General features: G+C 68.5%; 28 protein-coding genes and 1 pseudogene. 9 read left to right on the forward strand and 20 right to left on the reverse strand.

Annotation, left to right across the window (positions count from 1 at the left end; translation table 11 throughout):
* Positions 1 to 633 precede the first annotated feature (633 nt).
* Both RM788_RS33040 and RM788_RS33045 read right to left on the reverse strand, forming a co-directional pair.
* The gene (locus RM788_RS33040) at positions 634 to 945 is read right to left on the reverse strand and encodes a hypothetical protein (protein WP_315922408.1); all 312 of its coding nucleotides are present in this window, start codon (positions 943 to 945) and stop codon (positions 634 to 636) included.
* A gap of 409 nt (positions 946 to 1,354) precedes the next feature.
* Entirely contained in the window at positions 1,355 to 1,900 is a 546-nt protein-coding gene (locus RM788_RS33045) for a TetR/AcrR family transcriptional regulator (RefSeq protein ID WP_315922410.1), read from the reverse strand.
* Between the two features lie 165 nt (positions 1,901 to 2,065).
* Here RM788_RS33045 and RM788_RS33050 point away from each other — a divergent pair, with 165 nt between their 5' ends.
* Positions 2,066 to 3,280 (forward strand): cytochrome P450, encoded by a 1,215-nt coding sequence (locus RM788_RS33050; protein ID WP_315922413.1) that lies wholly within the window; start codon positions 2,066 to 2,068, stop codon positions 3,278 to 3,280.
* Between the two features lie 20 nt (positions 3,281 to 3,300).
* Positions 3,301 to 3,507: a ferredoxin gene (locus RM788_RS33055; RefSeq protein ID WP_315934823.1), complete on the forward strand. Its 207-nt coding sequence runs from the start codon at positions 3,301 to 3,303 to the stop codon at positions 3,505 to 3,507.
* 209 nt (positions 3,508 to 3,716) lie between these two features.
* Here RM788_RS33055 and RM788_RS33060 read toward each other — a convergent pair whose 3' ends face one another.
* Genes RM788_RS33060 through RM788_RS33070 form a run of 3 tightly spaced genes read right to left on the reverse strand, consistent with a single transcriptional unit; the run spans position 3,717 to position 4,474 of the window.
* The gene (locus RM788_RS33060) at positions 3,717 to 4,073 is read right to left on the reverse strand and encodes a M48 family metalloprotease (RefSeq protein ID WP_315922415.1); all 357 of its coding nucleotides are present in this window, start codon (positions 4,071 to 4,073) and stop codon (positions 3,717 to 3,719) included.
* Positions 4,074 to 4,090: 17 nt separating this feature from the next.
* The gene (locus tag RM788_RS33065; RefSeq protein ID WP_315922417.1) at positions 4,091 to 4,255 is read right to left on the reverse strand and encodes a hypothetical protein; all 165 of its coding nucleotides are present in this window, start codon (positions 4,253 to 4,255) and stop codon (positions 4,091 to 4,093) included.
* Between the two features lie 30 nt (positions 4,256 to 4,285).
* Positions 4,286 to 4,474 (reverse strand): hypothetical protein, encoded by a 189-nt coding sequence (locus tag RM788_RS33070; protein WP_315922420.1) that lies wholly within the window; start codon positions 4,472 to 4,474, stop codon positions 4,286 to 4,288.
* A gap of 209 nt (positions 4,475 to 4,683) precedes the next feature.
* On the opposite strand from RM788_RS33070, the gene RM788_RS33075 reads away from it, so the two are divergent.
* Together RM788_RS33075 and RM788_RS33080 are read left to right on the forward strand one after the other, a co-directional pair.
* Positions 4,684 to 5,559, forward strand: a complete 876-nt coding sequence (locus tag RM788_RS33075; RefSeq protein ID WP_315922422.1) for an alpha/beta hydrolase — start codon at positions 4,684 to 4,686, stop codon at positions 5,557 to 5,559.
* Positions 5,556 to 7,151: an FAD-dependent monooxygenase gene (locus RM788_RS33080; protein ID WP_315922424.1), complete on the forward strand. Its 1,596-nt coding sequence runs from the start codon at positions 5,556 to 5,558 to the stop codon at positions 7,149 to 7,151. The genes RM788_RS33075 and RM788_RS33080 overlap by 4 nt, the downstream gene beginning before the upstream one ends.
* A 64-nt stretch (positions 7,152 to 7,215) precedes the next feature.
* On the opposite strand, the gene RM788_RS33085 is transcribed toward RM788_RS33080, so the two are convergent.
* Genes RM788_RS33085 through RM788_RS33120 form a run of 8 tightly spaced genes read right to left on the reverse strand, consistent with a single transcriptional unit; the run spans position 7,216 to position 15,264 of the window.
* On the reverse strand, positions 7,216 to 7,992 hold the full coding sequence (locus RM788_RS33085) for an SDR family oxidoreductase (RefSeq protein WP_315922425.1): 777 nt from the start codon (positions 7,990 to 7,992) through the stop codon (positions 7,216 to 7,218).
* A complete protein-coding gene (locus RM788_RS33090) occupies positions 7,983 to 8,876 on the reverse strand; it encodes an SDR family oxidoreductase (protein ID WP_315922427.1) in 894 nt (297 codons plus the stop codon). Before RM788_RS33090 ends, RM788_RS33085 begins: the two co-directional genes overlap by 10 nt.
* Entirely contained in the window at positions 8,873 to 10,018 is a 1,146-nt protein-coding gene (locus tag RM788_RS33095) for an amidohydrolase family protein (RefSeq protein WP_315922429.1), read from the reverse strand. Before RM788_RS33095 ends, RM788_RS33090 begins: the two co-directional genes overlap by 4 nt.
* Positions 10,015 to 10,497, reverse strand: coding sequence for an HIT family protein (locus RM788_RS33100; protein WP_315922431.1), 483 nt, complete (start codon positions 10,495 to 10,497; stop codon positions 10,015 to 10,017). The genes RM788_RS33095 and RM788_RS33100 overlap by 4 nt, the downstream gene beginning before the upstream one ends.
* Positions 10,487 to 11,383 (reverse strand): NmrA family NAD(P)-binding protein, encoded by an 897-nt coding sequence (locus RM788_RS33105; RefSeq protein WP_315922433.1) that lies wholly within the window; start codon positions 11,381 to 11,383, stop codon positions 10,487 to 10,489. Before RM788_RS33105 ends, RM788_RS33100 begins: the two co-directional genes overlap by 11 nt.
* A 41-nt stretch (positions 11,384 to 11,424) precedes the next feature.
* Positions 11,425 to 11,997 carry a VOC family protein gene (locus RM788_RS33110; protein WP_315922435.1) on the reverse strand — a complete coding sequence of 191 codons (573 nt, stop codon included), beginning with the start codon at positions 11,995 to 11,997 and terminating at the stop codon, positions 11,425 to 11,427.
* Positions 11,998 to 12,051: 54 nt separating this feature from the next.
* Positions 12,052 to 12,894, reverse strand: a complete 843-nt coding sequence (locus tag RM788_RS33115) for a fumarylacetoacetate hydrolase family protein (protein WP_315922437.1) — start codon at positions 12,892 to 12,894, stop codon at positions 12,052 to 12,054.
* 45 nt (positions 12,895 to 12,939) lie between these two features.
* Positions 12,940 to 15,264, reverse strand: coding sequence for a transketolase-like TK C-terminal-containing protein (locus RM788_RS33120; protein ID WP_315922439.1), 2,325 nt, complete (start codon positions 15,262 to 15,264; stop codon positions 12,940 to 12,942).
* Positions 15,265 to 15,403: 139 nt separating this feature from the next.
* Here RM788_RS33120 and RM788_RS33125 point away from each other — a divergent pair, with 139 nt between their 5' ends.
* Positions 15,404 to 16,159 carry a GntR family transcriptional regulator gene (locus RM788_RS33125; RefSeq protein WP_315922441.1) on the forward strand — a complete coding sequence of 252 codons (756 nt, stop codon included), beginning with the start codon at positions 15,404 to 15,406 and terminating at the stop codon, positions 16,157 to 16,159.
* A 20-nt stretch (positions 16,160 to 16,179) separates the two neighbouring features.
* Here the strand turns inward: RM788_RS33125 and RM788_RS33130 are convergent.
* A pseudogene (locus RM788_RS33130) lies at positions 16,180 to 17,712 on the reverse strand (ISL3 family transposase).
* Positions 17,713 to 18,073: 361 nt separating this feature from the next.
* Between RM788_RS33130 and RM788_RS33135 the strand changes: the two are divergent.
* The 4 genes from RM788_RS33135 to RM788_RS33150 all read left to right on the forward strand — a co-directional run bounded on the left by RM788_RS33135 (position 18,074) and on the right by RM788_RS33150 (position 21,229).
* On the forward strand, positions 18,074 to 18,487 hold the full coding sequence (locus RM788_RS33135) for an STAS domain-containing protein (protein ID WP_315922443.1): 414 nt from the start codon (positions 18,074 to 18,076) through the stop codon (positions 18,485 to 18,487).
* A 916-nt stretch (positions 18,488 to 19,403) separates the two neighbouring features.
* Positions 19,404 to 19,808, forward strand: coding sequence for an STAS domain-containing protein (locus tag RM788_RS33140; RefSeq protein ID WP_315922445.1), 405 nt, complete (start codon positions 19,404 to 19,406; stop codon positions 19,806 to 19,808).
* Positions 19,809 to 19,941: 133 nt separating this feature from the next.
* Entirely contained in the window at positions 19,942 to 20,469 is a 528-nt protein-coding gene (locus RM788_RS33145; protein WP_315922448.1) for an ATP-binding protein, read from the forward strand.
* 313 nt (positions 20,470 to 20,782) lie between these two features.
* Positions 20,783 to 21,229: a response regulator gene (locus RM788_RS33150; protein WP_315922450.1), complete on the forward strand. Its 447-nt coding sequence runs from the start codon at positions 20,783 to 20,785 to the stop codon at positions 21,227 to 21,229.
* On the opposite strand, the gene RM788_RS33155 is transcribed toward RM788_RS33150, so the two are convergent.
* The 6 genes from RM788_RS33155 to RM788_RS33180 form a co-directional block, all read right to left on the reverse strand.
* Positions 21,193 to 21,534 (reverse strand): hypothetical protein, encoded by a 342-nt coding sequence (locus tag RM788_RS33155; RefSeq protein ID WP_315922452.1) that lies wholly within the window; start codon positions 21,532 to 21,534, stop codon positions 21,193 to 21,195. The two genes, RM788_RS33150 and RM788_RS33155, sit on opposite strands and share 37 nt — an antisense overlap.
* A 422-nt stretch (positions 21,535 to 21,956) precedes the next feature.
* Positions 21,957 to 22,205: a PRC-barrel domain-containing protein gene (locus tag RM788_RS33160; protein ID WP_315922454.1), complete on the reverse strand. Its 249-nt coding sequence runs from the start codon at positions 22,203 to 22,205 to the stop codon at positions 21,957 to 21,959.
* Positions 22,192 to 22,587, reverse strand: coding sequence for a hypothetical protein (locus RM788_RS33165; RefSeq protein WP_315922456.1), 396 nt, complete (start codon positions 22,585 to 22,587; stop codon positions 22,192 to 22,194). Before RM788_RS33165 ends, RM788_RS33160 begins: the two co-directional genes overlap by 14 nt.
* Positions 22,584 to 23,813, reverse strand: a complete 1,230-nt coding sequence (locus RM788_RS33170) for an NRAMP family divalent metal transporter (protein ID WP_315922458.1) — start codon at positions 23,811 to 23,813, stop codon at positions 22,584 to 22,586. The genes RM788_RS33165 and RM788_RS33170 overlap by 4 nt, the downstream gene beginning before the upstream one ends.
* On the reverse strand, positions 23,810 to 24,262 hold the full coding sequence (locus tag RM788_RS33175) for a hypothetical protein (RefSeq protein WP_315922460.1): 453 nt from the start codon (positions 24,260 to 24,262) through the stop codon (positions 23,810 to 23,812). Before RM788_RS33175 ends, RM788_RS33170 begins: the two co-directional genes overlap by 4 nt.
* Positions 24,263 to 25,163: 901 nt before the next feature.
* On the reverse strand, positions 25,164 to 25,496 hold the full coding sequence (locus tag RM788_RS33180; protein WP_315922462.1) for a hypothetical protein: 333 nt from the start codon (positions 25,494 to 25,496) through the stop codon (positions 25,164 to 25,166).
* Between the last annotated feature and the right edge of the window lie 636 nt (positions 25,497 to 26,132).

Here is a 26,132-nt window from a genome sequence, read left to right on the forward strand (position 1 = left end):
CGATGCCCATGGAGCGCGGCGTACCCGAGTCGGTTCGCAAGTCAAGTCGGACGAGAACGCGAGGCCGGTCGATGATCGAGCGGTCATCGACCGGCCGGTCCGAGTATCGGTCAACACGGCTGTCTTGGTGGCGGACCGCTTACTCGAGGCCGAGGTCGACCGCGTGAGCTTGCGGCCGGTCGGAAGCAGCGGCACTGTCGCCAGTGCGGTCGGTTACGGCCGAGGACGTGGAAGCTCGACTGGGCGCATCGGCTTGATCAAGAACGCCGCGAGGGTACGCCCGTTGGTCGGCGCGGGAAGCTGGGAACGCATGTAGCGCTCGTCGCCGACTCGCCCGATTTGGACTACTCGACCATCGGTCGCGTCGTGACTCCGGCCGCACCTGGTGATCGACTTGATGCGGTGACCACCTGATACCGCAAGGTCGAACTCGGGAATCGTCGTCACGATCGGGCCGGTTGGATGAACCCGCGTCACGTCGTTCGCCATCCTGCAACCGATGCAACCGATGTGACCGATGCAACCGATGTGACCGATGTGACCGATGTGACCGTGGTGGTCGCCTGTCGTTGACTCGCGACACGTCCACTGGCCTCCTTCGGCAAAGAGTGCCCGATGGTGTGACAAAGCGACTCAGCTGCTGATTTCGCCTGTGCGGTTGGTGAACCGTCGACCCCTGATACCACCTGCTGCCAGCAGGACCATCCCACCCGCCAGGGCAGGGACGCCCCATCCTCGTCGCTCGCTGCGAAGCCGCTTGCAGATGGCCACAAATGCCTGATCGCGCTTGTCGACGTCGAACGCGTCAAAGCCCATGCCGAGACTGTTGCCGCACGACACGCTCGATCCGCTCGGTGCGTTCGGCTCCAACGGCAACATCATGATTACCGCACCGCACAGCAGGAATGCCAGGCCGACCACCATCATGACTGTCCTCAGCGACATGAGCGACAACGTACGTCCTGTGTGGACTCCAGTACAGAGCCTGCACGACCTGAAACGAACCTGTTCGTAGCGGTCGAAAAGGCAGACGGCTGACGCGAGTCGGCCTGGTCGCGTACTCGATCCCGGACGGTGTGATTACTGTACATCCCTCAGAGTCGACGAAGATCGCAATGGGCTGATCGCGGTCGAACACACTTGCGGTCGGTACTTCGTCGACGTGGTCACGGACGTTCTGCAGTTGTCTGTGCTCGCGACCGAACTTGTGGTTCCGATGTCGGTGCATCGTAGGCGGCGTTGCCGACACCGTAGGACACCCATCGCCCGTGCTGGTCGCTGTAGATCTCGTGCCGGTGACCCAGCCTCCGCGCATCACCGAATATGTGGTCGAGATTCATGCGGCGCAAAGGAGTCAGTCGGGCAGCGACTCCAGCGGCCCACCCATGCGGACTCCGTCGAGCATCACATGCAGGAATCTTCGCCATTGATGCGCAGCCTGCCCCGTGGTCACCGGCGCGACCACCATGGTCACCAGACCCGGGAGGTCTTCCGGCCGCAAATCGGGTCGGACGGTACCGGCGGCCTGCGCGCGTTGCAGGACGCCGCTCAACGGTTCGAGGAAGCGGCCCGCGACGTCGGTCATCGCCACTCCCGCGTCCCAGACCGCTTCCAGCAGGACCCGGTTGTCGATGATGCTCGCCACCGTGCCCTCCAGGCCCGACACCAAGCCGCGCCACGGATCGGGATCAGCACGCGCGGCCTGCACGATCGGTTCGATCTCCACAGTGAAGAACTGCTCGAACACCGCCTGCACCAGTTCCTGGCGACCGGCGAAGCGCCGGTAGATCGTGGCCATGCCCACGCCTGCCCGGCGGGCGACATCGTCCAACCGCACCGACGCCCCGGACATCTCGATCGCGTCCCGCGCGGCCGCGAGTATCCGCTCGTGGTTGCGCACAGCATCCGAGCGCAGCGCGCGGGAGGACGAACTCGCTCTGCTCATCCGCCCATCATGACCTCCCCGAGCGTCCGCGCAGCCATTACGGCGCAACCACCCGAAATAAGTGAGAAGTACTTCTCGTTTATGGGTAGCATGGTGCCACCACGACGACGAGGAGCATCGGTGACCACAGGAACGGACCTTCCGCAGCTACCCTTCGACCGTCCCGAGGTCCTGGGAATCGGACCGGACTTCGCGCGACTGCGCGGACACCGTCCCGTCACACGTGTCCTGACACCGGCCGGCGACCCCGCGTGGCTGGTCACCGGCTACGCCGAAGCCAGGCAGCTGTTCTCCGACGACCGGCTCGGCCGATCCCACCCGCACCCCGAGCAGGCCGCAAGAATCTCCGCATCCGGCTTCATGGGCGGCCCGACGGGCAATTTCTCCACCGAACAGGCCGACCACGCACGGTTGCGCCGTCTACTGGCACCCGCCTTCTCGGCCAAGCGGATGCGGCGGCTGGAGGCCGATGTGCAAGCCCTCGCGGACGGTCTCATCGACGACATGATCGCCGCCGGTGCCGATGGAACCCCGGTCGACCTCCAGGAACACCTGTCGGCACCGCTCCCGATCTTCGTGATCTGCACGCTGCTCGGCGTTCCCTACGCCGACCGGGCCCACTTCAGAGGTCTCTCCGAACGCGCCGCCACGCTGACCGGCGACGACCCTCTTGCCGCCCTCATCGAGCTGATGAACTACACGGCGGACCTCGCCGAAGCCAAACGCCGCGTACCCGGCGAGGACGTGATCTCCGACCTCGTTGCCGCCCAGGCCGAGGATGCCACCTTCGACAACCACCAGCTCGCACAGCTCGTCGCCGGACTGCTCTTCGCCGGCCATGAGACCACACTGCACCGCATCAGTGTCGGCGTACTGCTCCTGCTGGAAAACGCGGCAGCGCGCCACGCCGTCGCCGCCGACCCGGCATCGGCGAGCCGCGTCGTCGACGAGGTACTGCGCCTGGCGGCTCCCGGCGACTTCGGTCTGGCCCGCTACGCCCGTGCCGACATCACGGTCGGCGAAGGACCCGACGCGGTCACCATCGCCGCCGGCGACGCCGTCATCCTCGCCACCCTGGCCGCCAACCGGGATCCCGACGCGTTCGTCGACGCGGAGATGTTCGACGCCACGCGCAGCCCCAACCCTCACCTCACCTTCGGCCACGGATCCCACTTCTGCATCGGCGCCAGCCTCGCCCGCACCGAGCTGCGCATCGCGCTCGGCACCTTGTTCACCCGACTGCCCGATCTGCGCTTGGCCGTCGGTCCTGACCGGTTGCGACTGCACACCGACCGCCTCACCGGCGGGCTCCACGACCTGTGGGTGACGTGGTGAACAAGGCGACGGACGAGCGTGTGGAACTTTTGGTGGACGCAGGCCGGTGCTGCGGAGCGGGACAGTGCGCTCTTGCCGCAGCCGACATCTTCGACCAGGACGACGAAGACGGTACCGTCGTGCTGCTTGAGCCCTACCCGTCCGCTGAACGGCTGCACGCGGTCCGACAGGCTGTGCAAACCTGTCCAACAGGAGCGATCAGAATGAACACGCACCTCTGTGACTGATGTGCCCTGGGTTTTGCGGAGTCGGGTTGCTGGACTTCATGCTGATCCACCAGGAGAGGTCGACGTGTCCGGGAGTTGGTGCCGGAGTTACGCAGCAAGGTCCTCGACCCGCTCACAGCCGGCCGCACCGTCGCCGAGGTCGCACTCGACCCGCAAAACAGCGACCAGACGATCTGCATCCGGCCTCGACAGCCGCTCGTCGACGCCGGTCAGCATCCGTCGGGACCAGCAGCATGGCGCGGAATCGCGAGCCCCGACCCGTGGGCGGGTCGGTCGGCAACGTGGACACCCGGCGAGGCACGGGACCCGCCGAGGGCGTGCAGTGCCGCCGGGTGGCCTGTGGTGATCCGACGGATCGCCAACGCGGCCTTGCCGACGGCTCGCGCGGTGCTCCGGCGGTCGCCCACGCGTTCGGCGGTGGACTGGTCGGCCCACCGCTTCACGGTGCAGGCCACGGCGGTGTGCAGCGGTCGGTGCAGTGGGTCGACCGTCGCGGCCAGGGTCGCGGTCACCAGGAGCGGGCGGTAGCGACTGGCCGTGTGCGCCCGTTCGTGGGTCAGCGGCACCTGCTGCTCGGTGGTGTTCAGCGCGGCCAGTAGACCCGTCCGGGGGTGCCGGGCAGCGCGTGTGCGACCGGTGCCTCGTCCGGCAGGACCACGAGGTCGGAGTCGGGGTGCAGGCGGACTTGCGCGTAGACGTGGCGCAGCGTGCGGAGGCGACGAGAACCGGCGTGGGCCAGAGCGATCACCGCCACCGCGAACGCGAGGGCCGAGACCGCTCACGGCGCCATGGCGCCCGCGAGACCCGCGGCGGTAAGCAGGCCGAGTAACACGGTGCCGCCGGTCGCGGCCACGATGACAGTGGTCAGCAACCCCCAGTTGGCCGTACGGGGGTGGCAACGCGGTGCGAGCCACAGCGCCGCAGGCACTACCACCACCAGCAGCGGCAGGCAGACGACGATCTCCATCCAGTCGTCCTCCAGCAGGCTGCGCAGCAGTATGTCGTCGATGGGGGGATCAGGTCGGAGACGAACCGGGCGAGCGCAGTGTCGCGGTCCGGCCGGGTGTTCAGGACTTGGTGCGTGTGCCGGGCTGCGACCCCAGGACGCCCCTCAACACCTTGCTGTTATCACATATTTCATTTACCGTGACGGCGGCCACTACCCCAGGAGAGCCCGTGGATCATCTGACTGTCACCGTCGACGGCACGACGATTGCTCTGACCTCCCACACGCCCGCATCAAGCATCGACGGGCTACCGCTGATCATCACGCTGCACGGCGGGACCTACACCAGCGCCTACTACGACGTCGCCGGCGGACCACTCGGGTCGTTCAACGACGTCGCCTGCCGTGCCGGTTTCGCCGTCCTGTCGGTGGACCGGTCGGGATACGGAGGCAGTGAGCCGCTGCCGGAGGAGGAGAACACCTTCGCGCGGCAGGCCGATCTGCTCGACGCCGCGATCGATCTCGTCCTGGCCGACCGTCCGGAGTCCGGTGTGGTGCTGGTGGGGCATTCGATCGGTGGCATGGTCGCCCTGGAGATCGCCGCCCGCCGCCCGCGTTGGCCGCTCGTCGGCGTTTCGGTCACCGGGATAGGGGCGAGGATCCCTTCCGGTGGCGCGTCGGAGGCGCTGGGCGGCCTCGGTCTGTCCGGAGTGGTCGACCTGCCGGTCGAACAGCGCGACGCCGTCATGTTCGGCCCGTCCGGGTCATTCACGGAGCAGGCCAGGGAAGCCGCGCACACGACCTACGCGCCGACTCCGTTCGTGGAACTGGTGCTCGCGCCCCGGTGGGCGCGGGAGCGGCTGGCGTCGGTGGCCGGCCAGGTCCTCGTCCCCGTGCACAACGCGCTGGCCGAACACGACGCCCTGTGGGACAGCTCGCCCGAGGCGCTCGCCGAGTTCGTCGCGGTGTTCGGCGGTCGGGCGACAGCGGAGCTCGTGCCGGGTGTCGGGCACTCGATCGACCACCACGTGCTCGGTGCGACCGTCCACTTGCGACAGCTCGCGTTCGCGTTCCAGTGCGGTGCGGGGGCGGCGGTGCGCGCGTGATCCACACGCCCGTCCTCATCTCCGGTGGGGGCCCGGTCGGCCTGTGCGCGGCGATCGAACTGGGCTTGCGCGGCATCAGGTGCGTGATTGTCGAACCACGCCCGGAACCCACCCGCCTGCGGCCACGGGCCAAGACGCTCAACACCCGCACGATGGAGCACTTCCGCCGCTGGGGCCTCGCCGATCGGATCCGCGCGCAGGCGCCCCTGCCCACGTCGTGGTCGAGCGATGTCGCGTTCCGGACCACGTTGCTCGGGCGGGAGATCACCCGGTTCAGCGGGGTTCTCGGGCTCGGCGACGAGGGTGTGTCCCCCGAACTGGGCCAGCAGATGCCGCAGTACGTGCTGGAGGGCCTGCTGCGTGACGTGGTCGCCGATCTGCCGTCGTGTGCGCTGCTGCTCGGGTCGCGGGTGGTCTCGGTGGCCGACGGCCTCGACCACGCCGTCGTCGGGGTCCGGGCGCCGGACGGTACGGTCGAGCGGTTCACCGCCTCCTACGTGATCGGCGCGGACGGGGCGCGCAGCGCGGTCCGCGAGGCGATCGGTGCCTCCTACGTCGGAAGCTGGGCATCGCGTCCCAACCTGGGCGTGACCTTCCGCTGTGAGCAGTTGCTCGAGCGGGCGGCGCCTGCCGTGCAGTCCTGGCTGCTCAACGACCGCGTGCCCGGCATGATGGGGCCGGTCGACCTGGACGGGACGTGGTGGCTGATCGCGTTCGGCGTGGACGGCACCTCACCGAACCTGGACTCGGTCGCCCTCGTGCACGGCGCGCTGGGCGAACGGCTGCCGGTCGAGATCGTCAGCACCGACCCGTGGACGGCGCGGATGGAGCTCGCCGACCGGGTGCGCGACGGGCGGATCTTCCTCGTCGGCGATGCGGCGCACCTCAACCCACCCTTCGGCGGGCACGGCCTCAACACCGGAATCGGTGACGCCGTCGACCTCGGGTGGAAGCTCGCCGCCGTGCTCGACGGGTGGGGCGGCCCTGGACTGCTCGACTCCTACGAGGCCGAACGCCGCGCGGTGCACGAGCGGGTGGTCGACGAGGCCACCGCGAACATGAGCACCCTGGCCGGGCACCTCGTACGCGACGAACTGGACACCGCGGGCCCCATCGGAGACGCGGCGCGCGCGGCTGCGGTGCAGGAGATCCACGCGACCAAGCGGCGCGAGTACTACAGCCTCGACCTCGTGCTGGGACACGGGTATCAGGGGTCCGCGGTCATCGCGCCCGAGCATCTCCCCGGTGCCCCTGAGGACTGGGCCACCCGCGTGCGCACGGGCCACAGACTGCCCCACGCCTGGCTGGAGCCGGGCTTGTCGACCCTGGACCGCGTCGGCCCGGGTTACACGGTGTTCACAGTGGACGGTGCCCTTGTGGACGGGGTGGTCTCGGCTGCCGAGCACGCAGGCGTGCCGCTGTCCTTGGTGCGGTGGCAGGACCCCACGCTCGCCGCGTCGCTGGGGGCCGATGTCGTCGTCGTCCGGCCGGACCAGGTCGTGGCCTGGCACGGCACCGGGCAACCACAGGACCCGGCGGGGCTGCTCGACACCCTGACAGGTCGTGGCACGGTGAACTCGGCCTCGTCCTGAACCGCGTGGAGTCTGTCCGATGTGGATGGACCCCACGCGGCGCCTCGGTGACATCGGGGTCGTCTCAGGACAACGGCGGTGACGGCTCCACCGCTCCCGCGGCCATCATGTCGTTGAACCTCGTGGTGACGCCGATCTCGTCCGGCCGCTGGGCGTCCCGGCGGGCACGGGCCGAGGCCACCATGACCTCGCTGGCGTCGGTTCCCAGCAGCTGCATGGTCTCGGTGATGAAATCGGCCAAAGGCATGGCGCGTGGATCGGTGCGGTTGACGTCCATCAAGTCGGTTCGTGTGTACGGCGGTGCGATCTCGCGCACCGCGACCGCCGTGTCTCGCAGGCGATACCGCAGCGACAGGGTGTAGGAGTGCATCGCAGCCTTGGTCGCCGAGTAGATCGCCGATGACGCCAGCGGCGCGTAGCCGAGCATCGACGTGACCGTGATGATCGTCGCCGCCGGTCGCGCCCGCAGGTGCGGCAGCATCGCGGAGATCAGCCTGATCGGTCCGAGCAGGTTGGTGGCCACCGTGCCGGTCAGGATGGCGTCGTCCACCGGTCGTCCGGGGTCGTCGGCGTGCATCACGGCGGCGTTGCTGATCAGCACGTTGAGCGCAGGGTGCTCGGCGACCAGCCGCGTGACGACGTCGGCGGTGGCGTCCGGGTCGGACACGTCCAGGACGACCGCCCGCATGCCGGGGTTGGCGGCGACCACGTCGTGCAGCGGGCCGGTCCGCCTGCCGGCGATGATCACCTGGTTGCCCGCGCGGTGGAGGGCTTCGGCCAAGCCTCGGCCGATGCCGGTGCCGCCCCCGGTGATCAGGACGGTGTTGCCGGTCAGGTCCACGGCCCCTCCTCGTGCTGTGCCCGCTGCTGGGCGTGCTGTCGCGCCACGAACTGCTCGAACGTCGTCGGCGGACGGTCGAGCAACCAGGTGAGCACGTTGGCGTTGCCGATGAAGTCGTGGTTGCTGTACCGGGCGGAGATGGATCGCAGGACGCGGATCTGGTGAGTGGCGTCCACCGGGTCCGTGTCACCGATCCAGGCCGTGAGGTAGGTGTCGGCATCGATTTCGCGCACTTCGACCGGTGTGCCGAGGACGCGCTCGATGATCGCGCCGAGCTCGTGGGCGTCGTAGCGGCCGGGAGCGACCAGTTCGTACGTGGCGCCCGCGTGCCGTGCGCTGTCGGTGAGCACGAGCCGCGCCACGTCGGTGATGTCGTCCAGGCTCACCATCGACTGGCGCCGCCGCAACGACCAGGACAGCTCGAAGACACCCCGTTCGAACACCGGCTTCAGCTTGAGCGGCAACATGTAGTTGGCCGGCTGCAGGATCGTGAACTCCAGCCCGGAGGAGAGCAGGTGTTCCTCGACGTCGCGTTTGATCTCGTGCTGGACGAGGTCGGTGGTGATGGCGTGCAGCACGGAGCTCAGGACGAAGTGCCGGACACCGGACGCGCGGGCGTGGTCGATGACGTCCAGGCCCATCTCGCGTTCTCGGGGGTGCAGGGTCGGACCCACGTGGTAAACCTTCTCGACGCCGTCGACGGCTCGCGCGAGGATCGCGGGCTCGGCGAGGTCGCCGACCACCACGTCGCGCACGCCGAGTTCACGCAGGCGCGCGGCTGAGGCGGGTGTCCGGACACAGGCGCGGACCGCCTGCCCGGCGGCGAGCAGTTTGGGGACGAGCAACCGGCCCTGGTTGCCGTGCGCGGCGGTGACGAGGATCAACGGACCTCCCGCCCGCCGCTGCCGCCGACCCTCGTTCCGCCGATCCACACCCCGCGGATGGCTCGGGTAGCGGTGATGTCGCGGGTCGGGTCGCCCTCGACGAGCACGAGATCGGCCCGGCGTCCGGGCAGGACGGCCCCGCGGTCGGTCAGTCCGAACGTCTCCGCCGCGAGCGAGGTCGCCGCGCGCAGGGCGTCGACCGGGGTCAGCCCCGCGCCGACGAGCCGTTCGAGCTCGTCGTGCAGGGATGACCCGTGCGGCACCTGGAACGGCGTGCGCGGGTCGTCGTTGGCGTCGGTGCCCGCGAGCACGACCTTCCCGCTGCGGTGGAAGAGAGCCACGGTGGCGTTGGCGTGCCGGTAGTGCATGCGCGCCGCCGGAACGACGAGCGACAACAGCCGCATCCTCAGCCGGCCGCCGATCGACCGGACGACGCCGTCCATCATCGTCAGGGTCGGGATGAGCACCACCGTGCTGTTCTCGAGCATCGTCGCGTCCTGCTCGCCCAGACCACCGGTCAGGGCGGTGTGTGTGACCACGTCGACGCCGGCGGTGACAGCGGTGCGCAGGGTGCTCACGCTGACGACGTGGGCCACCGTGACGAGGCCGGTCCGCCGTGCTGCGGCCGCGATGGCCGCGACGGTGTCCTGGCCCAGCGCCCGCGCTCCCGGCATCGCCGGGTCCTCCAGAATGATCTTGATGTGGTCGGACCCGTCGGCGATCCGGTCGGCGACGAACCGATCGGCGTCGTGAGGGCCGTCCACGGCGGTGGACGGCGGGAACCCCATCTTCGTGACGAACGTCGAGCCGGGGGCGACCGCGGGGCGGCCCGCCGAGCGGAGGGTGGGCAGTCCGGGCTGGTGCTTGAGCGCCATGGTCGCGTCGAACCGCGGAGCCGCCATGTCCAGCGCGGTCGTCACGCCCCAGGTGGCCATCGCTTCCAGATGGGCCCGCTCGCTCACGTGTGCGTGGGTGTCGAGAAGTCCGGGCAGCAGGGTGCAGCCGGTGCCGTCGACGTACTCGGCGTCGGACGGGGCCGGATTCGGGTCGATCAGCCCACCGGCGATGACGACGCTCGCCGGCTCGCCGAGCCGGTGGCCGTCGAAGACCCGGACGTCGTGGATCACCGTGGCGCGGCTCATCGGACGGCCCGCGCGGACGTGGTCGTGGCGGGGGAGCGGCGGCTGGCGCGCTCGTAGGCGTCCCTGACCGCGGGGACCAGGCGGGCGGCTTCGACCGGGTCGACGTGGTCGGGCACGAGTTGGAGGATGGCGCCCGAGCGGTGCTGCGGAGGCACGTCCTCGCCCCGTGCGGTGACGACGGCGTGGAAGTGGGGGTAGTTCTCGCCGAACACGAGCAGGTACGTGGCCGGTGCCCCGGTCACCTCGGTCACCGCGCCGACGAGGTCGCGGGCACGTCGGGCCAGTGAGTGCAACTCGTCGTCGTTGAGGCCGGTGATCCTTTCGGCGTGCCGCCGGGAGCGCAGGACGAACCAGCCCGGCACGGCGAAGGCCGGCACGATCTCGGCGGCCCAGAGCTCGTCGCGGAAGACGATCGAGGCTTCGTCGACGCTCTCCATCCCGCACATCAGGCACTCGGCGTCGGCAAGGTCATGCGTCATGGGCGTCTCCGGAGCTGTTCTGGGGTGTCGGTCGAGCCAGGAGGTCGGCGAGGTGGTCGGTGAGATCGATCGGGCCGTGACCGAGCAGCCTCCGGACATCGTCGGTGACGGACTCGGAGCGCCCCGACCGGAACAGCCGGTACATCTCCTCGAAGTGCTCTGCCTCCCAGGTCGGCATGCCGCGGTCGGCCAGCACGCGCCGCATCGCCGCCGGCGTGCTGACCGTGACCGTGACCGGGTGGCCAATGCGTACCGAGATCAGTTCTGCGACCTCGGGGACAGTTACGCTCCGAGGCCCGGTCAACCTCAGGATCTGGCCGTCCCACCGTGGATCGGTGAGGGCGACGGCGGCGCAGTCGCCGACATCGCGGGCGCTGATCATGCTGAGTCCGGCGGCGCCCAGTGCGTTGGGCACTGTGCCGCCGGATCGCGCCGCGGGCAGCATGGTCTGGTCGACCAGCGTCTGCATGAACGCGTTCGGCCGCAGAATCACATGGACAGCACCACTTGCGGCCAAGACCTGTTCGACCTCCCAGTGCTGCCGGCAGGCGTGCGGTCCGTCCGGGGTGATCGCGGTGCTGGTGCCCGAAAGCTTCACGATCCGCACGGCCTGGCGTCGCAGTGCGCGGATGATCCCCAACTGGACGTCGGCCATGCGACGCCCGTGCGAGGACAACAGGAACACCGCCCGCACGCCTGCCGCGGCGTCCAGCAGGACGTCGTCGTGTTCGGGATCGCCTTCGACGACGACGGCGCCGGCCGGGAGAATCTCCCGAGCGCGTCGCGGGTCGCGGGTCAGGACGCGGGTCGGCTCCCCGCGGGAGAGCAGGGCTCGGACGACGTGTGGCCCGACCGTGCCGGTCGCGCCGAGGACGAGTACTGACACGAGGACTCCGGGAGGTCTTGGCTTGTCCGGGGGGATCGTGCTCAGGGAGCGCCGACGAGCACCGACATGGGGTCGGGCAGGTTCGCCTTGAGCGACCACGCCCTGTTGATCAGCTCGTCGACTTCGGCGCCGGCCTGGCGAGCCTGCAGCATCGCCTGCGGGTCGAACGCGGGGCCGACCGAGTCGGCCGCGTATTCGGGCCCGTTCATGTAGGCGGTGGCCTCGGCGGGCTCGGCGAAGTTGTCGACCTGCATCTCGACGAAGTTGCCGTCCGGGTCCTGGTAGTACATCGACGTCGTCACGCCGTGAGCGATGCAGACCGCCGGGGTGACGCCCTTGTCGCGCAACGACTCGTAGCGCGAGAGCAGGTCGTCGAGGTGGTCGAACGTGTAGGCCGCGTGGTGCATCGCCGCGATGGCGGAGGTCTTGCGCTGCAACGGGGCCGGCGAGTTGAGCAGCGCGATGCGGTGGTGCTCCTCGTCGAAGGTGATGAAGGTCAGGTTGTCGTCCTCGTAGACGACGTGGGCGTCGAGCACCGTGCAGTACCAGTCCCTCATCTCCTTGGCCTGGCTGGTCTGGAACACCACGTGGGCGAACTTCGGGGTGGAGGACATCGATTTCCCTCTCTCGTCGGTGAGCGAAGTGGCACTGCTGTCGAGCGTCGTGGCCTAGGGCGTGGAGACGAACGTGGTGCGCATCGAGCCGATTGCCTCGGCGGTGGTCACCAGTTCGTCCCCCGGACGCAGGAACCGGGCCGGATCGCGGGCCATGCCGATCCCGGCGGGGGTCCCGGTGAAGATGACGTCCCCCGCGTACAGGGGGACGATCGACGACAGGTAGGCGATGAGATCGGCCACGGGGAACACCATCTCGCTCGTGCGCGAGTTCTGCATCTGCTCGCCGTTGAGGCGGCAGCCGAGGACGATGTCGTCGCGGTCGGGGAACTCGTCGGGCGTGACCAGTGCCGGCCCCATGGGTGCGAATCCAGGGTAGGACTTCCCGAGGCTGAATTGCGGCACCGGCGGTTTGAGCTGCAACTGCCGTTCTGAGAGATCCTGGCCCACGGTCAGCCCGGCCACGTGCTCCCAGGCCCGGGACGCGGGCGTGCGGTGGGCGTCGCGGCCGAGCACGACGACGAGTTCGGTCTCGAAGTCGACCGAGCCCGGTGGGAGGTCCACGGCGGCGCAGGGTCCGGTGATGCAGGCGGGGAACTTCGTGAACACCACTGGCGTGTCCGGCAGGGCCATGCCGGATTCGGCGGCGTGGTCGCGGTAGTTCAGCCCGATCGCGAACACCTGCCGCGGTCGCGGAACCGGTGCCTTCAGCCGGTCCTCCTCGAACGGCGCGGTGGCACCGCCTCGGTGGGCGGCAGCCCAGACCCGCAAGTCGTCCCAGCGGTCGAAGAGGGCCTGAGGATCGGCCGAGAAGGCTCCGCCCGAGGCGGACTCGATGTCGACGAGTCCGTCGTCGGTGAGGACGCTCGCCCGTCCGGCGGAGTTGACGATGCGCATGAAGGCTCCTTGCGTGAGTGGCGCGATGTCGCGCCGGTGGGCCGGTTAGCGCACGTCGAGCGCGGCGGCGACGATGCTGTCCGTGTCCAGCCCGTGGTGGCGGTAGATCTCGTCGAGGTCGCCGGACTGGCCGAAGCTGGACACGCCGAGATGGCGTGACCGCACCCGGTGCGTCCCGGCGAGGAACGCGAGCGTGTGCGGATGCCCGTCGAGCACGGTCACCAGCGGCGCGGCCCGGTGGGCGGGGAACGCGGCATCGAGCACCCACGTCGGTCCGTCGTCGTAGCTGGAGCGGCTCCGAGCGGCGTCGAACAGCAGGCCGGGGCTGGTCACGCACACCACGTCGGCAGGGACGCCGAGCGCGTCGAGCCGGTCGGCCGCGGCCAGTGCCTCGGTGACGACGGCACCCATCGCGGCGATGGTGACCTCCGGCGCGCCCTCGCAAGTGCGCAGGAGGAAGGCACCGGCGACGACTTGGCGGCGCCGCCGTTGCCTGGCCGCCGGGTCGGACGGCAGCGCGGCGAGCGCCTGGTCGACCGGCCTGGTGGACAGCCTCAGGTAGGTCGAGTGCCCGCCGGGGTGGCCCAGGTGTGCCAGCGACGCGAGCAGCGTCCACTCGAGGTCGATCGCGAACGCCGGCTCGTAGCCGACGCAGCCGGGCTGTTCCAACCCGACCGACGGTGTCGTCACGGACTGGTGCGCGCCGCCCTCGGCGGCGAGCGAGACCCCGGACGGGGTGCCCACCAGGATCGACTGGCCTCCGGCGTAGAGGCCGAACGACCACGGTTCCAGAGCCCGTTGGACGAACGGGTCGTAGAGGACTCCGATCGGCAACAGCGGCTCGCCCCACCGGCTCCACGTGGCGCCGAGTTCGCCGAGCAGCCCGACCAGGTTCGTCTCGGCGATGCCCAGTTCCATGTGCTGCCCGCCGGGGTGCTCCCGCCAGTGCAGGATGGTCTCGGGGTCGTCGTCGAACCAGTCGCGCCGTTCACCGGCGGCCCAGACGCCGACCTTGTTGACCCAGCCGCCCAGGTTCGTCGAGGAGGCCACGTCCGGTGACAGCGTCACGACCCGTGCGGCGACCTGCGGCGACTGCCTGGTGAGATCCAGCAGTGTCCGTCCGAGCGCGGCCTGGGTCGTCGCGGTGCCGGACGGGACGCGACCGAAGTCGACGGGCACCGGCAGCGGAGCCGTCGTGCGGACCGGCTCCCGGCGCAATCGTTCAGCGGCCGTCGCGCATAGGCGTCCGGCATCGGAGTCCTCGGGGAACCGGCCCCAGGGTGCTTCGACCTGGGTGCCGCACCGGTCGGCGAGCGTCGCGAGTTGGGCCGCGTTCAGCAGGGAGGAGTGGTTCTGCGGATGGCCCTCGGTGGCCAGCCCGCGACCCTTGATCGTGTAGGCGAAGACCACCGTCGGGTGGGTGTCGTCGATCGCGGCGAACGCGCGCCGCAGCGCGGCCAGGTCGTGCCCGCCGAGGTTGCGGATCGCCGCGTGGAGCGTCGCGTCGTCCAGGGTCGCGACCAACCCCCGCAGGGCACCGACGTCGAGGTCGTCGCCGGGCAGCCGCTCGCGCAGCTGATCCGTGGTGCACCGCAACAGCCGCTGGTACTCGGCGTTGGGCATGGCGTCGATCCGGTGGCGCAGCTCGGCGCCGCCGGGACGGTCGAACAACCCGGTCAGCAGACTTCCGTACTTGACGGTGAGCACCTGCCACCCCGCGGCGGCGAACATCCCCTCCAGGCGCGGCCCGCCGACTCCCGGCACGACCCTGTCCAGTGACTGGCGGTTGAGGTCCACGATCCAGCAGACCTCGCCGAGCTCGCGCACCATCGGGTCGAGGATCGCCTCCCAGCACGCGCCCTCGTCCAGCTCGGCGTCCCCGAGCAGCGAGTACTGCCGGCCGGTACTCGCCGCCCCGCCGTGCGACCCGACATACCGCCGGGCGAGCGCGCCCCAGATCGGCGCGGTGGCGCCGATGCCGACCGACCCCGTGGAGTAGTCGACCGGATCGGGGTCCTTCGACCGGCTCGGGTAGCTCTGCAAGCCGCCGAAAGATCGCAGCGTGGTCAGGTACCGCTCGTCGAGCTCGCCGAGCAGGTAGTTGATCGCGTGCAGCACCGGGGAGGCGTGCGGTTTGACCGACACCCGGTCCTCGGCGCGCAGGTGCTCGAACCACAGGGCGGTCATGATCGCCGTCATCGAGGCGCACGACGCCTGGTGCCCGCCGACCTTGAGACCTGTGGGGTTGGGTCGCACGCGGTTGGCGTGGTCGACGATCGCGGTGGCCAGCCACAGCACTCGCTGTTCGACGGCCTCCAACGCGACGTCGTCCGACGTCCGCGGCCGTGCTGCCGTGACCGTGCTCGCCATTGCGACCTCCCGACTCGGATGGATAAGTGTTATCACATATATCGTTACGCGCGCCAGGGCGGGATCCCGCGTGATGCGGCCGCTATAGTTGATATCGGTCGAGTTCGGGCCGGCCGAACGCGGCGCAGGAGGAGTTCACGTGGCTGTACCGGCGACCGGTGTGCGCCCGATCGAGACGCGTTCCGTGGCCGACCAGGTCACCACGGAACTGCGCCGATCGATCCTGTGCGGGTCTTTGCAGCCGGGTCGCGAATTCTCGTTGCGGGAGATCGCCGGGATGCTCAACGTCAGCTTCATCCCAGTGCGGGAGGCGTTGAAAAACCTCGAGAGCGAAGGGCTCGTCATCACCCGGCCGGGCCGCAGCGCGCTGGTCGCCCCCCTGGATCTTGACGACCTGCACGCTATCTACCGCCTGCGGCGCACGATCGAGCCGGAGATCGCCGGACGGGCGTGCCTGTTGCTGCCCGACGGCGAGTTCGACCGGTTGGACCGGCTGTCCGCGGGGTTCGGCGACGAGCACCTGGGCATGGACGAGATCTACGACGCCCACCACGAGTTCCACATGGCACTGTTGGCACCCGCCGCGAGCGCGTGGGACGTCCGTCTGCTCGGCACCCTGTGGCGTGCGGCGGAGCGCTACATCCGAATCGGCTTCGGAGCGCTGGACCCGGACCCCGACGAACACCTCCGCCGCGAAGAGGCCCACGGAACACTGGTCGACGTCTTCCGGCGACGAGACCCCGAGGTGGCGGCCCAAGCCGTGCGCGAGCACCTCGAACGCAACGAACAACTCGCTCTGCGCGCCCTCGGCGACCAACCGACGAGCACGCCTGGCCCAGCAGGGAAGCAGACCGTTCCGAGAGGACCACGTGCCCGTCGCGCGCCGCGGGATTGACCTCGTGCCTTCCAGCACTGTCAGGGCAGGAAGATGCGGTGGCGGAGAAGGTCGAATCCGGCGCGTCCGTGCATCTGTCTCATGATCCCTGTGGTGCGGGTGTTGACGCCTACGGTGCGGCCGTTGTGATAAGGCAGGATGAGGCCGGCGTCCACAGCGGACCGGTCGATCTCGAGGTCGTTGGTGAGACTGCGAAGGTGCGGCAGGTCGACGGCGCGGGCCGCCGTGATCCACTCGGTGAGTTTCGTGTTGTTGCTCGCGGCCGGTTTCAGCAGGGCGGCGAAGCCGCGTACCAGGTCGGCGAGTGCGGTCATCTCCGGGCAGGCCGCGGCGATCTTCTCCAGCAGGGTCGTGTCCTTTAGGCGCAGGTTTTCGGGGTTGGTGAGCAGGAGGCGGCCGGCGTGACGGCAGGTCGTGACGGGGCGGTCGCCTTCGGCGCGGCCTTGGTTGAGGTAGCGGACCAGCAGGTTGGCGCTGCCGGTGTGGCCCAGATCCCGGATTTCCGTGAGTAAGCGAGTAGCAGGGACTGCGGGATCAGCAGCGCGGCGGGCACGCAGATGGTCGCGGTGGGGATCGACGAGGGTCGGGCGGTAGGTGGGGGCGATGCGCAGGGCCTGGGGTTCGGGCATGCGTGCGTAGCGTGTGACCGTGTTCATGGCCACGCCGAGACGCCGGGAGCAGGCGAGCGGCCGACGCCCTGGCCAAGCAGGTCGTGGACCTTGTTCCAGCGTTCGCGGGTGGTCTGCTCGTGAACTCCGCCTGGGCGGGGCGGGTTGACGGTGGCCCAGCACCCGGCGTGCGCGCGGACCTCGAGTTGGACTTTGTCGCAGAGATTTCGCCAGAGGTGCCATCGATTGCTGACCTGCACCGCGTCGGGCAGGGCGCGGCGGATGGCCTCGACGTAGATGGCTGAGCCGTCCCGGCGCACGACCTCGGCGCCGGGATGTTCGCGCAGCCAGGACTCGAGAGTGACCGCCGTCGTGGCCGGGCAGGACCGCGATACGTCGGCCGGTCTCGGCATCGATGATGATGGTGGCGTAGCGGTGGCGGCGGCGCAGGGCGACATTATCCACGCCGATCACCCGCGGAACTGTCAGCCAAGGCAGCGGCAGGCGCCGTAGATAGCGCAACGCGGTGCTGCGGGAGACAGGCATGGCAAGCAGGCCGGACAGGTGTGCGGCTGCCCGGCCGCACAATTCCCTCGCTACTCGGGATATCTGCCGGACAAGCCGCACCGTGCGGCGCTGATGGCGTTCCAGCAGTCCGGGAATCTGCTCCCGGAAGGCCTGCCGCCCGCAGTCCCGGACAGAGCAGACCAAGCGCCGTACGCGCAGGTTGACGACGACCTGGCGACCGTCGACAGGCACGTCCTTGACTGTCCGGAGGTGGTACCCGTGCACTTTCGCCGTCGCAGTCCCGCACGCCGGGCACGTTACGGCTGCATCCCGAGTGCGGGCCGTGAGCATCACCGTGCTCCCGTTGTCCGCTACGCCCTCAACGACCAGGCCCGACAACCCGAAAAATACCGTCCCTGTAAGGGAATCGGCATCCATCACAAGATCATGATGGCGAACGGCTACTTGACGTCACCATCGACTACGGGCCAGAGCCGTTCGTTTTACAGTCCCGCTGTGCCGGCTCCCGACGCCATCTGCCGGGGGCCTACCGCGCAGTCGGTGTAGGTCGACTTCTCGTTGGTCGTGGTGGACGATCTCCAACCGGTCGATCAGGTTGTCCCATTCGGCTGATGCACCCTCCTGTCACCGTGAGTGATCGACACTGATCTGGTTACGTCGTTCGGTGCACTGGTCGGATCTGGTCGCGGTGGTCGGGACTAGGGTCGTCCTCGGTCGAGGTGACCGCTGGGTTGAGCAGACAGCCCATGTTCGTTCACGAGCAATCAGGAGCGGATCCATGAGCGGCGACGGTGTGTCCGATCTGGTGTCAACGAATGTCGAGATCGTGCAGGGCGTGTCGGTTCTGCGGGTCATCGGCGAGGTCGACATGACCACCAGTGAACTGGTCCGGGGCACTCTGCTGACGTGCCTGGATGCCGCCGTATCAGCGGTGGTGTTGGACTTGAACGAGGTGACGTTCCTGGCATCCAGCGGTTTGGCGGTGATCGTCGAGGCCCTCGGCTACGCCGACCGACGGGGTATCGCCTTCGTCGTGGTGGCCGGTCACCGCAGTGTCCTGCGTCCTCTTCAGGCCACGAGCCTGAACGAATTGCTGGTCATTCACTCCGGCGTGGACTACGCCATTACCGCGCTACGGGGCACGCCCGCGACGGTTTCACCGTCCGCGACGGGCGGGACCGAAATCGGCTGACTAACCGAGCCGAAGATCGGGTATCCGGCCGTCATCGTGAGCGCGCGCATACACGGTAGGGCCACTGGAGTTCGACGGTGCGGGCCGGATCGGCCGGAATGTTCAAGCAGCATCTGATCCCGGTCCGGCCTTGTCCCCGCCTCCGACCATTCGCAATGGCACGGTGTCCTCAAGGGCTTGTCGTACCTGGCAAGTCGGTCGAAGTCGGGCCGAGCGGTGAGGTCGGTATCGGGCGTGAGCGCCCCTGCACGGCATGCGGTGGCCCTGACGGAGACACGCGCGAAGAAACCTGGCCGCACCGGGCGGGGCAGCGGGAACAGTACGACAGCACCGCGCGCCGATCCCGTGTCGGCGGGAGGGCAGGGAAGAGGGGGCGGGATGCACTGGAGGTCATGCTCCTCCCGGCCCGCGATCACTCGGTGGAGCGGGCAAAGACCAGTCTGCGGCCCGGTTGTGAGGAGTCGAAGGACTTCGCGGATTGTGTCCACGATGGCAGCACACAAGCATGCAGCGCCGGGACCACAGTGATGAGCTCTTGCATCGCGTTGAGCCGCCTTTGTGGCGCGAGGATGAACCCGGCCCCGACCGGGGCAGGCACCGCTGGCGGTAGTCACCGCACGGTCGTGCGGTGACCGGGCGGCAGGCCGGGAACTGTGGTGTGGTCGATCCGGGTGGCGCCGGCTTGGCACCACCCGGATCTTTCTCCCACAGACACATGAAGGAGTGCTGCCCACGATCCTCGACATTCCCGCCTCCCGCTTGCCGGACAGCGAACACGACCGAATCGGAGGTCCTGCCTACCCCGTGGGATCCTCCTCACCAGCGCCACACCTCGAGCCTCGGATCCGGTGGCGGCCGTGTCCTAGAAGCTTTTGCCGACCGCGTCCGGCGCCGACTTCGACGGAGGAGAGAGCATGTGTCCGACGACTGCCCGCATGATGGGCCCGCCAGATCGGGCGACGCCGTGACCGATGTCGCCTCGGTGTATCTGGTCGACGCGACCCCGGTGGTGGTCGTCGACGACGAGATCGACATGCACACCGCACCCGCTCTGGAAGCCGTGCTTGCCGCAGCGTTCACTGCGGTACGGACTCCGTCACCGGTGGTGCTGGACCTTGCCGCGGTGGCGTTCTTCTCCTGCGCCGGGCTGACTGTGCTGGTGCGGTTCCACCACCTCGGCCTCACGCGGGACACCCCCTTGCGGGTGGTGGCCGACACCCATTCGGTGCTGTTGCCGATCCGCGCGACCGGCCTGCACGAACTCCTGGAGATCCATCCCACCCTCGCCGTCGCACTTGAGCGACATGGTCCGCCCGACTAGGCCGAACGAGGGCAACTACGCGTATGCCATCGTCGGGCGGGGTATCAGTCCCGCACGACCCATCGCGAATCCCTCCGCAGTGGGTCGCCACCACGTCACGCCGCCCATCTCGTTGCCGCCGTAGGAGTGCCCGATGGACCCCGAACACCATCACGGTCGCGACCGGTTGCCCCGTCACTCCGATGGGCCACTGTCGTTCACCGGGTCGTTCACCGACGCGGTCGTTGTCATGGTCGCCGAGGTGGAACAGGTGTTGGTCTTGGCCGCGGTCCCGTGGGAGTGCGGGCTGGAGCGGCGAATCGACCTACGGGCGATGCGGGCGGGGTTGCGCGGCCATCTCGCGTCGGTGGTGGCGCCGTGGGTGGTCGACGACGTGCTGCTGGTGGCGGTGGAACTGGTCACCAACGCCTACCTGCACACCCGGTCCCCGTTGCGGCTGCGGGTGTCCCGGACGCGGTGTGTCGTGGTGGTCGAGGTCAGCGACGGCGACCGTCGCTGTCCTGTGCTTCGCCCGCCCTCGCTGACCCGGTTGAACGGTCGGGGAATGCAGCTCGTGGGCGGGATGAGCCGCGCATGGGGTGTGCGGCGTGACACCCAGGGCGGCAAGACCGTATGGGCGGAGCTGGACGAACACCCCTGCCACGTCCACGGTCTGCGGTGACCGGCTCGCATCGGGTCCTCCCGGCCGAGGTACATGACGACCTGTTCGGGCCGCCGCTACCGCGTGACCTGAGCATTGCCGCGGCCGCTGCGGCGGTCACGGAAATCGGGCACTGACAACCTGCAGCCTGTGGCCACGAGCCGATCGGTGCGCCGCAGCCCAGCACGACGACCGGGCAGGATCTTGGCTACACGTGGTACAAGGGTTTGCCCTTCGAGCAGAACAGCCCCCATAATCCTTCGCTGACCAGCTGCGCCTTGGGGCGGTCGCCACCAGTTGCCTCTTGGCACGCCGTTCCGAGAATCGAGGACGCATGTATTCATCTGTCACAGCGCCAGTCGATGTCCTGCTGGTGGAAGACGACCCCGCCGACACGCTGTTGATGCAGGAAGCCCTGGCCACCCGACCGGGACGCCACCGCCTGCACGTCGTGCGAGACGGCGTGGAGGCAATGGACTTCCTGTTGTGCGGCGGTAGTTACTCCTCGGCGCCCCGGCCCGCGTTGATCCTGCTGGACCTCAACCTGCCCCACATGGACGGGTACGCGGTCCTGGCCGAACTCAAGGCCGACGAACACCTGCGGTCCATCCCCGTGATCGTCCTGACCTCCAGCAAGGCCGAGACGGACGTGGTCCGCAGCTACGCCTCCCACGCCAGCGCCTACATCACCAAGCCCGTCGAGTCGGAGCGGTTCACCGAGATCATGCGCAAGATCGACACGTTCTACCTATCGGTGGTCAAACTGCCCCGAGCCGGCTGAACGACGAACCTGTCGCCGATATGGGCTGCCCGGCCATGCAGGCGGTGCGGGATGCGGGAGCGATCGGGACGCTCCCGCACCACAAGTATCAGTACTTCCGCGGCATCGGGATTGATTGTTCGAGACCGCAGCGGCGTATCCGTCGGGATTGGCGTGCCAGGGGCGAGCGCGGTGAAGGTGTAACCGGTGCTCCCGGTGTCAGCCACCTCACTGCCCATCGGAAACCCGAACAGGCTGCCGGTCACGGATTGCGGGAGCAGCCAGACGGCGAAGCCGCAGTCCTCGCCGAACACAACCGCGGACACCGCCTGGTCGGGGTCCTCGGTCAGGTGGCCGTCCGCGTCGACGAAGCACCCGTCCGACAGTTGCCGAGACCGTCGGCGACAACAGGAAGCTTCTGGAGCTACTTGGAAGCAGACGTGGAGGACCACCCGAGATGGCGGTTCACGCCCGATGTGGGGTTTTCGTCGTCACCATCGAAGTGTTCCTGCCCGCCGAGTGGGACGGGTGGGACGTTCAACTCCCGGAAGTGATGGGCGCCGAGGTGAACGGCCGCAAGAAGAAACACTGTGGACTACTTGTTCACCGCACGTGGGATCGCTTCGCCGCCGCCCAAGTTCTCCGACGCGATCCTGACCCACGCGCAGCGGATGGTGCGCGAGCCGTAGTCCTGAGCGGCGGATCAAGGTGGGACTTCTGCGGGATCGTCGAATTCTTCCTCGCGAGGTCATTCCCAGCGGACGGTTGACCACTCGACCTCACGGGTGCCGCGGTGCAGCAGCCGGGCCAGCCACTCGAACGCCCACGGCAACCGCACCGACGGCCGTTCGTAGCCCAGCATCCGGCCCCGGCGGGGTGGCGCGACCAGCACAGCGCGCACCCTGCCGTCGGGTCCGGCGATCAGGTCGGCCACCCGGCCCAGTTCGATCCCGTCCGCGTCGTAGGCGGTCCGGCCAAGAAAGTCACTCGCCAGCATCACGCGCTCCGGGGATTCGGCCGATCATCCTGTCCCGCAACCACGTTTCCAGCGGCGGGGTGTCCAACAGGTCACGAGCGACCGACAGCTCGATCGCGCTGCCCACCGTGGCCACGTGCTCGTAGGCGATCCGCAGCGGGGGAGTGGCTTCGGGGCCGTGCAGGCGGGTCGCGACCGAGACCATCCACCGGCCCAGCGCGCCGCCGATGCGGTTGCCCAGCGCGCGTTGGCCCGACAGCAAGGCGACCACCCGCGGCACGCCGTCCTCGTCCGGTTCGAGGTCGACATCGTCGACCTTGCCGACCAAGTCGCCATGCACGTCCACGATCTGCCGGTCCAGCAGGTGGAAGTCGATCCGCAGCGGATCGGGGTGCGTGCTCATGAGCCCATTCCCGTCAGCAGCATCAGGGGGATCGCCGCAATCGCCGCGACGAGGATGAATACCAGATAGATCCCGCCGAGTACGTTGGCGAACCGTCCGTTGACCTGGTCGCCCAGGTAGTCGCGGTCGTTGGCCACCACCAGGATCGGCAGGTAGGTCAACGGCAGCGCCACCGCGCTGAACACCAGCGAGTACTCGGTGATCGCGACCGGATCGGCCGTGGTGAGCAGCAGCGCCACGCCCAGCAGCACGCTCACCAGCACCACGGTGTGGAACCGGGCGGCCTCGCGCGGCTTGACCCGCTTGCCCCACTGCCACCCGAAGTACTGCGCCACCGTGTACCCGGCCGACAGCCCGGTCTCCAACGCGGCCCCGAACGTGGCCGCGAAGAACCCGAGCACCACCACCGCGAGCCCGATCTTGCCCAACGCCATCGCCACCGGCAGCGCCGTTTGGCTCAGCACGTCCACCCGCACCCCGATGGGCTCGAACACCACCGCGGCGCACCCCATCACGGCCAATGACAGCAGACCGCCCAGGGGAAACCCGATGAACACGTTGACCCGCTCGGTGACCAGGTCCTTGCGCGTCCAGTTTTCCTCGACCCCGCCGGAGGAGAAGAAGAACACTTCGTACGGCGTGAGCGCGGCGGCGAACAACGACACGGCGAAGAACCCGTAGGTGCCCCAGTTCTCCGCGTCCGGCGGCCCGAAGCTCGACGCCTGCGCGCCGAGTTCCCCCCACGGTGGGTCCAAGGCGATCAGGGCGACCACGAACACCACCAGCGCCAGCCCCATGAGGCCGAAAACCCGTTCCATCGTGTCGAACTTGACCCGCCACAGCACGATCCACAGCACGAACGCCACGACCGGCACCCACAGCAGGTGGTGCACGCTGGTCACCAGCTGGATCGCCAGCGCCACACCACCGATCTCCGCGGCGAGCGTCAGCAGCGTGACCAGGTAGGAGCCGCCGAGGTTCGCCAGCGCCACCCGTGGCCCGAGCCGTTCGCGGACCAGGTCGAACACCGGCCTGCCGCTGAACGCCGCGACCCGCCCGCACATCTCGGCGTACACGCAGATGCCGATCACGCCGACCACCACGACCCATGCCAGGCGCATCCCGAACCGGGCACCGGTTTCGGAGTTGGCGACCAGGTCGCCGATGTCCACGAACCCGCCGATGGCGGTCAGGATCCCCAGGGTGATGCCAAGCAGCTTCTTCACCGGTGGCTCCCCGCGAACTCCCGCAGCCGCGCACCGACGGCGCCGAGTTCCTTCGCCGCCGTGCTGAGCGCTTGGTGGTCGTCCCGGTCGGCGGCTTCGGTGACGTCACCGATCAGCGATGCCGCCCGCACGAGCAGCGGCAGCACCTCGTCACGCACCCCCTGCGCCGAGCGGTCCGGCACGTCGAGACCGACCAAGTCGTCGATCGCGGTGGCCACACCGCCTCGCGCGTCGGTCAACACGGCGGAGGTGTAGGTCGAGATCATGCGGTCGTCGACCGAGGCACGACCGGCCGTGCTCGCGGTCAACGCCGCCGAGGCCGCGTCACGAGCGCTGGTGACCGCCGTGGCACGGTAGTCGTCACTGGTAGTGGACAGCAGGCCCGGTACCACCACGGCGAGCAGCACCACCCCGATCACGCTGAAACCGAGCCATCGGCGTCGTTGCATGATCGCGTCTACCCACTCGTTTGGTTGGGAAAACCTCTTTGCAGGAGAAAGCAATGCCCGGCGTCACGGATGTCGCTTTCCTCCCGGATGGATTGATTTCGGACGCAGTAGCACCTTCGTCAGGCCGTCCTCGGGATTGTCGAAGTGCTGGTAGGCGTCGGCGGCCTGGTTACGGTCCATTTCGTGGGACACGACCAGCCCTGGGACTAAGCTTGACGCGGTGGACGAGGTTGTGCGGCTGCCGGTTGCACGTCCTTAACGTTGGCCCGGCCGGTGTCCATCGACTGGCCCTTGAAGAAGAATGTGCCGAAGTCGAAGACGACGGCACTCCTTGGCCTGTTCATTCGCGGCGCCTTGGTCTCATCGGGACTATGACGCCGACGACCCTGATGCGACCGGTAGGGCGAATGGGTTGGATAAGGTATTTGACGGTCATACCTGGTTTTCCTGCCCGTGGTGGTCGTACGTCGAGGGCGTGTTCTGTGGATCTTGATGTAGAGATCGGGTAGACCCTGTAACGTGTTCGACCGGCATGACCTGAACGACGTGGGATGGGAACTGCTTCGACCGCTTCTGTCCGCGCATATAGGTCGGATCGCGGTGCCGCGATTCGGTAAACAGCTCAGCACTGGCAGGTAGCTACGCGTCTTCACCCGTATACAGAGCACGCTGGAACTCGTAGTGCGGGGTCGCCTCATCACCTGCGCGGTCGATCCGTGCAGTGCCCTCGACCTCAAGGCGAACTTCCTGCCATAGCGTCAGCCGCAGCGCCGCCAAGGTCTCCGGTACAACCTTGACGCTCGCATCGGCTCCGTGTTCGGGACTGATGACGATCCAGTCCGCTTGGCGAAATCCCGTGATTGTGCCACTGAGCTCAGTCTTCCGCTTCTGCTCGATGTACTCACGCAGCTGCCTGACGAATGCTTGACCGCGCGAGGACAGTCAAGTGCGCCGCATCGGCCCCGCTGCTGGCAAGCCACGTGAAGTCAGCAGTGAGGTTGTGTTCGTAGAGCACATCGGCGAGCTTGGGCAGCTTCGCCCGTAGTGCAGCAGGCCAGCCCCTCGGGTCGCTTTCGGCCTCGGCTTCGGCGAGGACGTCCAACAGAGTGCGCACGGCCAGATCGGAAGCCGACACCGCGTCGGGAGAGATCAAGGGGGCCTGGGAGTCCTCCGGCAACGGGGCTGTGGCCTTGATCCGAAGGATCGCGCTCCGGCCATCACCCGCGAGCGCCAAGCGATCAACGCACAGCCCCCGGCCACCTACCACGCCCATTGCACCGCGTCGATCACCGCCACCACGGCATGGGGCGTCGCGGCCAGAGCCAGTGCCAGCAGCGAGCACTGAAACACCGCGTCCTCACTGTCGTTTGTCGTGATCCGCCCTCTCTCCACGCCCCGGTCGTGTCACCGTCTGTATCGGCCGGGAGGACAGCCCGGTCACACCAAGCGAAATACGGTAGGTGCAACGACAAAGCATCGGGCCCGCGGGGAGGGCTCTAACGCTCAATAGGTTTCATCGGCATCCGGAGCCGCACATTTGACCATCCGTGACCGCTGGGATGTGTGCCTGGGTGTCGTCGGGCGACCGAGGTTGCGAGGCGGCGGCCCACCGCTAGCGGATGCCGGTGCCCATCCGCCGATCGGCGAATTGAGGGCGTCGCACTATTCCAGGCCATGCAGCACAAGGCTTGCCCGCGTGTCCGACAGCCTTCGGGCCAGCTCTTGAGGACCCCGGCGACCGCATGCTCAGGATGGGTGTGCGCGGCGACCGTCGTTGTCAGGTCTCACCGGTATGGGTGATCAACAGGACAAATTCTCACTTTGTGTGATCGATCTTCATCATCATTGCTTCGTGCGGGTGCACGTGCAG

The sequence above is a fragment of the Umezawaea sp. Da 62-37 genome, assembly GCF_032460545.1.
Classification (GTDB): domain Bacteria; phylum Actinomycetota; class Actinomycetes; order Mycobacteriales; family Pseudonocardiaceae; genus Umezawaea.

Bases quoted from the DNA above. Each gene is read 5' to 3' on its own strand.
- RM788_RS33040 (WP_315922408.1), bottom strand. From the start codon at position 945: ATGTCGCTGAGGACAGTCATGATGGTGGTCGGCCTGGCATTCCTGCTG.
- RM788_RS33070 (WP_315922420.1), bottom strand. From the start codon at position 4,474: ATGGAGATCGTCGTCTGCCTGCCGCTGCTGGTGGTGGTAGTGCCTGCG.
- RM788_RS33095 (WP_315922429.1), bottom strand. From the start codon at position 10,018: ATGAGCCGCGCCACGGTGATCCACGACGTCCGGGTCTTCGACGGCCAC.
- RM788_RS33100 (WP_315922431.1), bottom strand. From the start codon at position 10,497: ATGACGCATGACCTTGCCGACGCCGAGTGCCTGATGTGCGGGATGGAG.
- RM788_RS33110 (WP_315922435.1), bottom strand. From the start codon at position 11,997: ATGTCCTCCACCCCGAAGTTCGCCCACGTGGTGTTCCAGACCAGCCAG.
- RM788_RS33115 (WP_315922437.1), bottom strand. From the start codon at position 12,894: ATGCGCATCGTCAACTCCGCCGGACGGGCGAGCGTCCTCACCGACGAC.
- RM788_RS33120 (WP_315922439.1), bottom strand. From the start codon at position 15,264: ATGGCGAGCACGGTCACGGCAGCACGGCCGCGGACGTCGGACGACGTC.
- RM788_RS33135 (WP_315922443.1), top strand. From the start codon at position 18,074: ATGAGCGGCGACGGTGTGTCCGATCTGGTGTCAACGAATGTCGAGATC.
- RM788_RS33145 (WP_315922448.1), top strand. From the start codon at position 19,942: ATGGACCCCGAACACCATCACGGTCGCGACCGGTTGCCCCGTCACTCC.
- RM788_RS33150 (WP_315922450.1), top strand. From the start codon at position 20,783: ATGTATTCATCTGTCACAGCGCCAGTCGATGTCCTGCTGGTGGAAGAC.
- RM788_RS33160 (WP_315922454.1), bottom strand. From the start codon at position 22,205: ATGCTGGCGAGTGACTTTCTTGGCCGGACCGCCTACGACGCGGACGGG.
- RM788_RS33165 (WP_315922456.1), bottom strand. From the start codon at position 22,587: ATGAGCACGCACCCCGATCCGCTGCGGATCGACTTCCACCTGCTGGAC.
- RM788_RS33175 (WP_315922460.1), bottom strand. From the start codon at position 24,262: ATGCAACGACGCCGATGGCTCGGTTTCAGCGTGATCGGGGTGGTGCTG.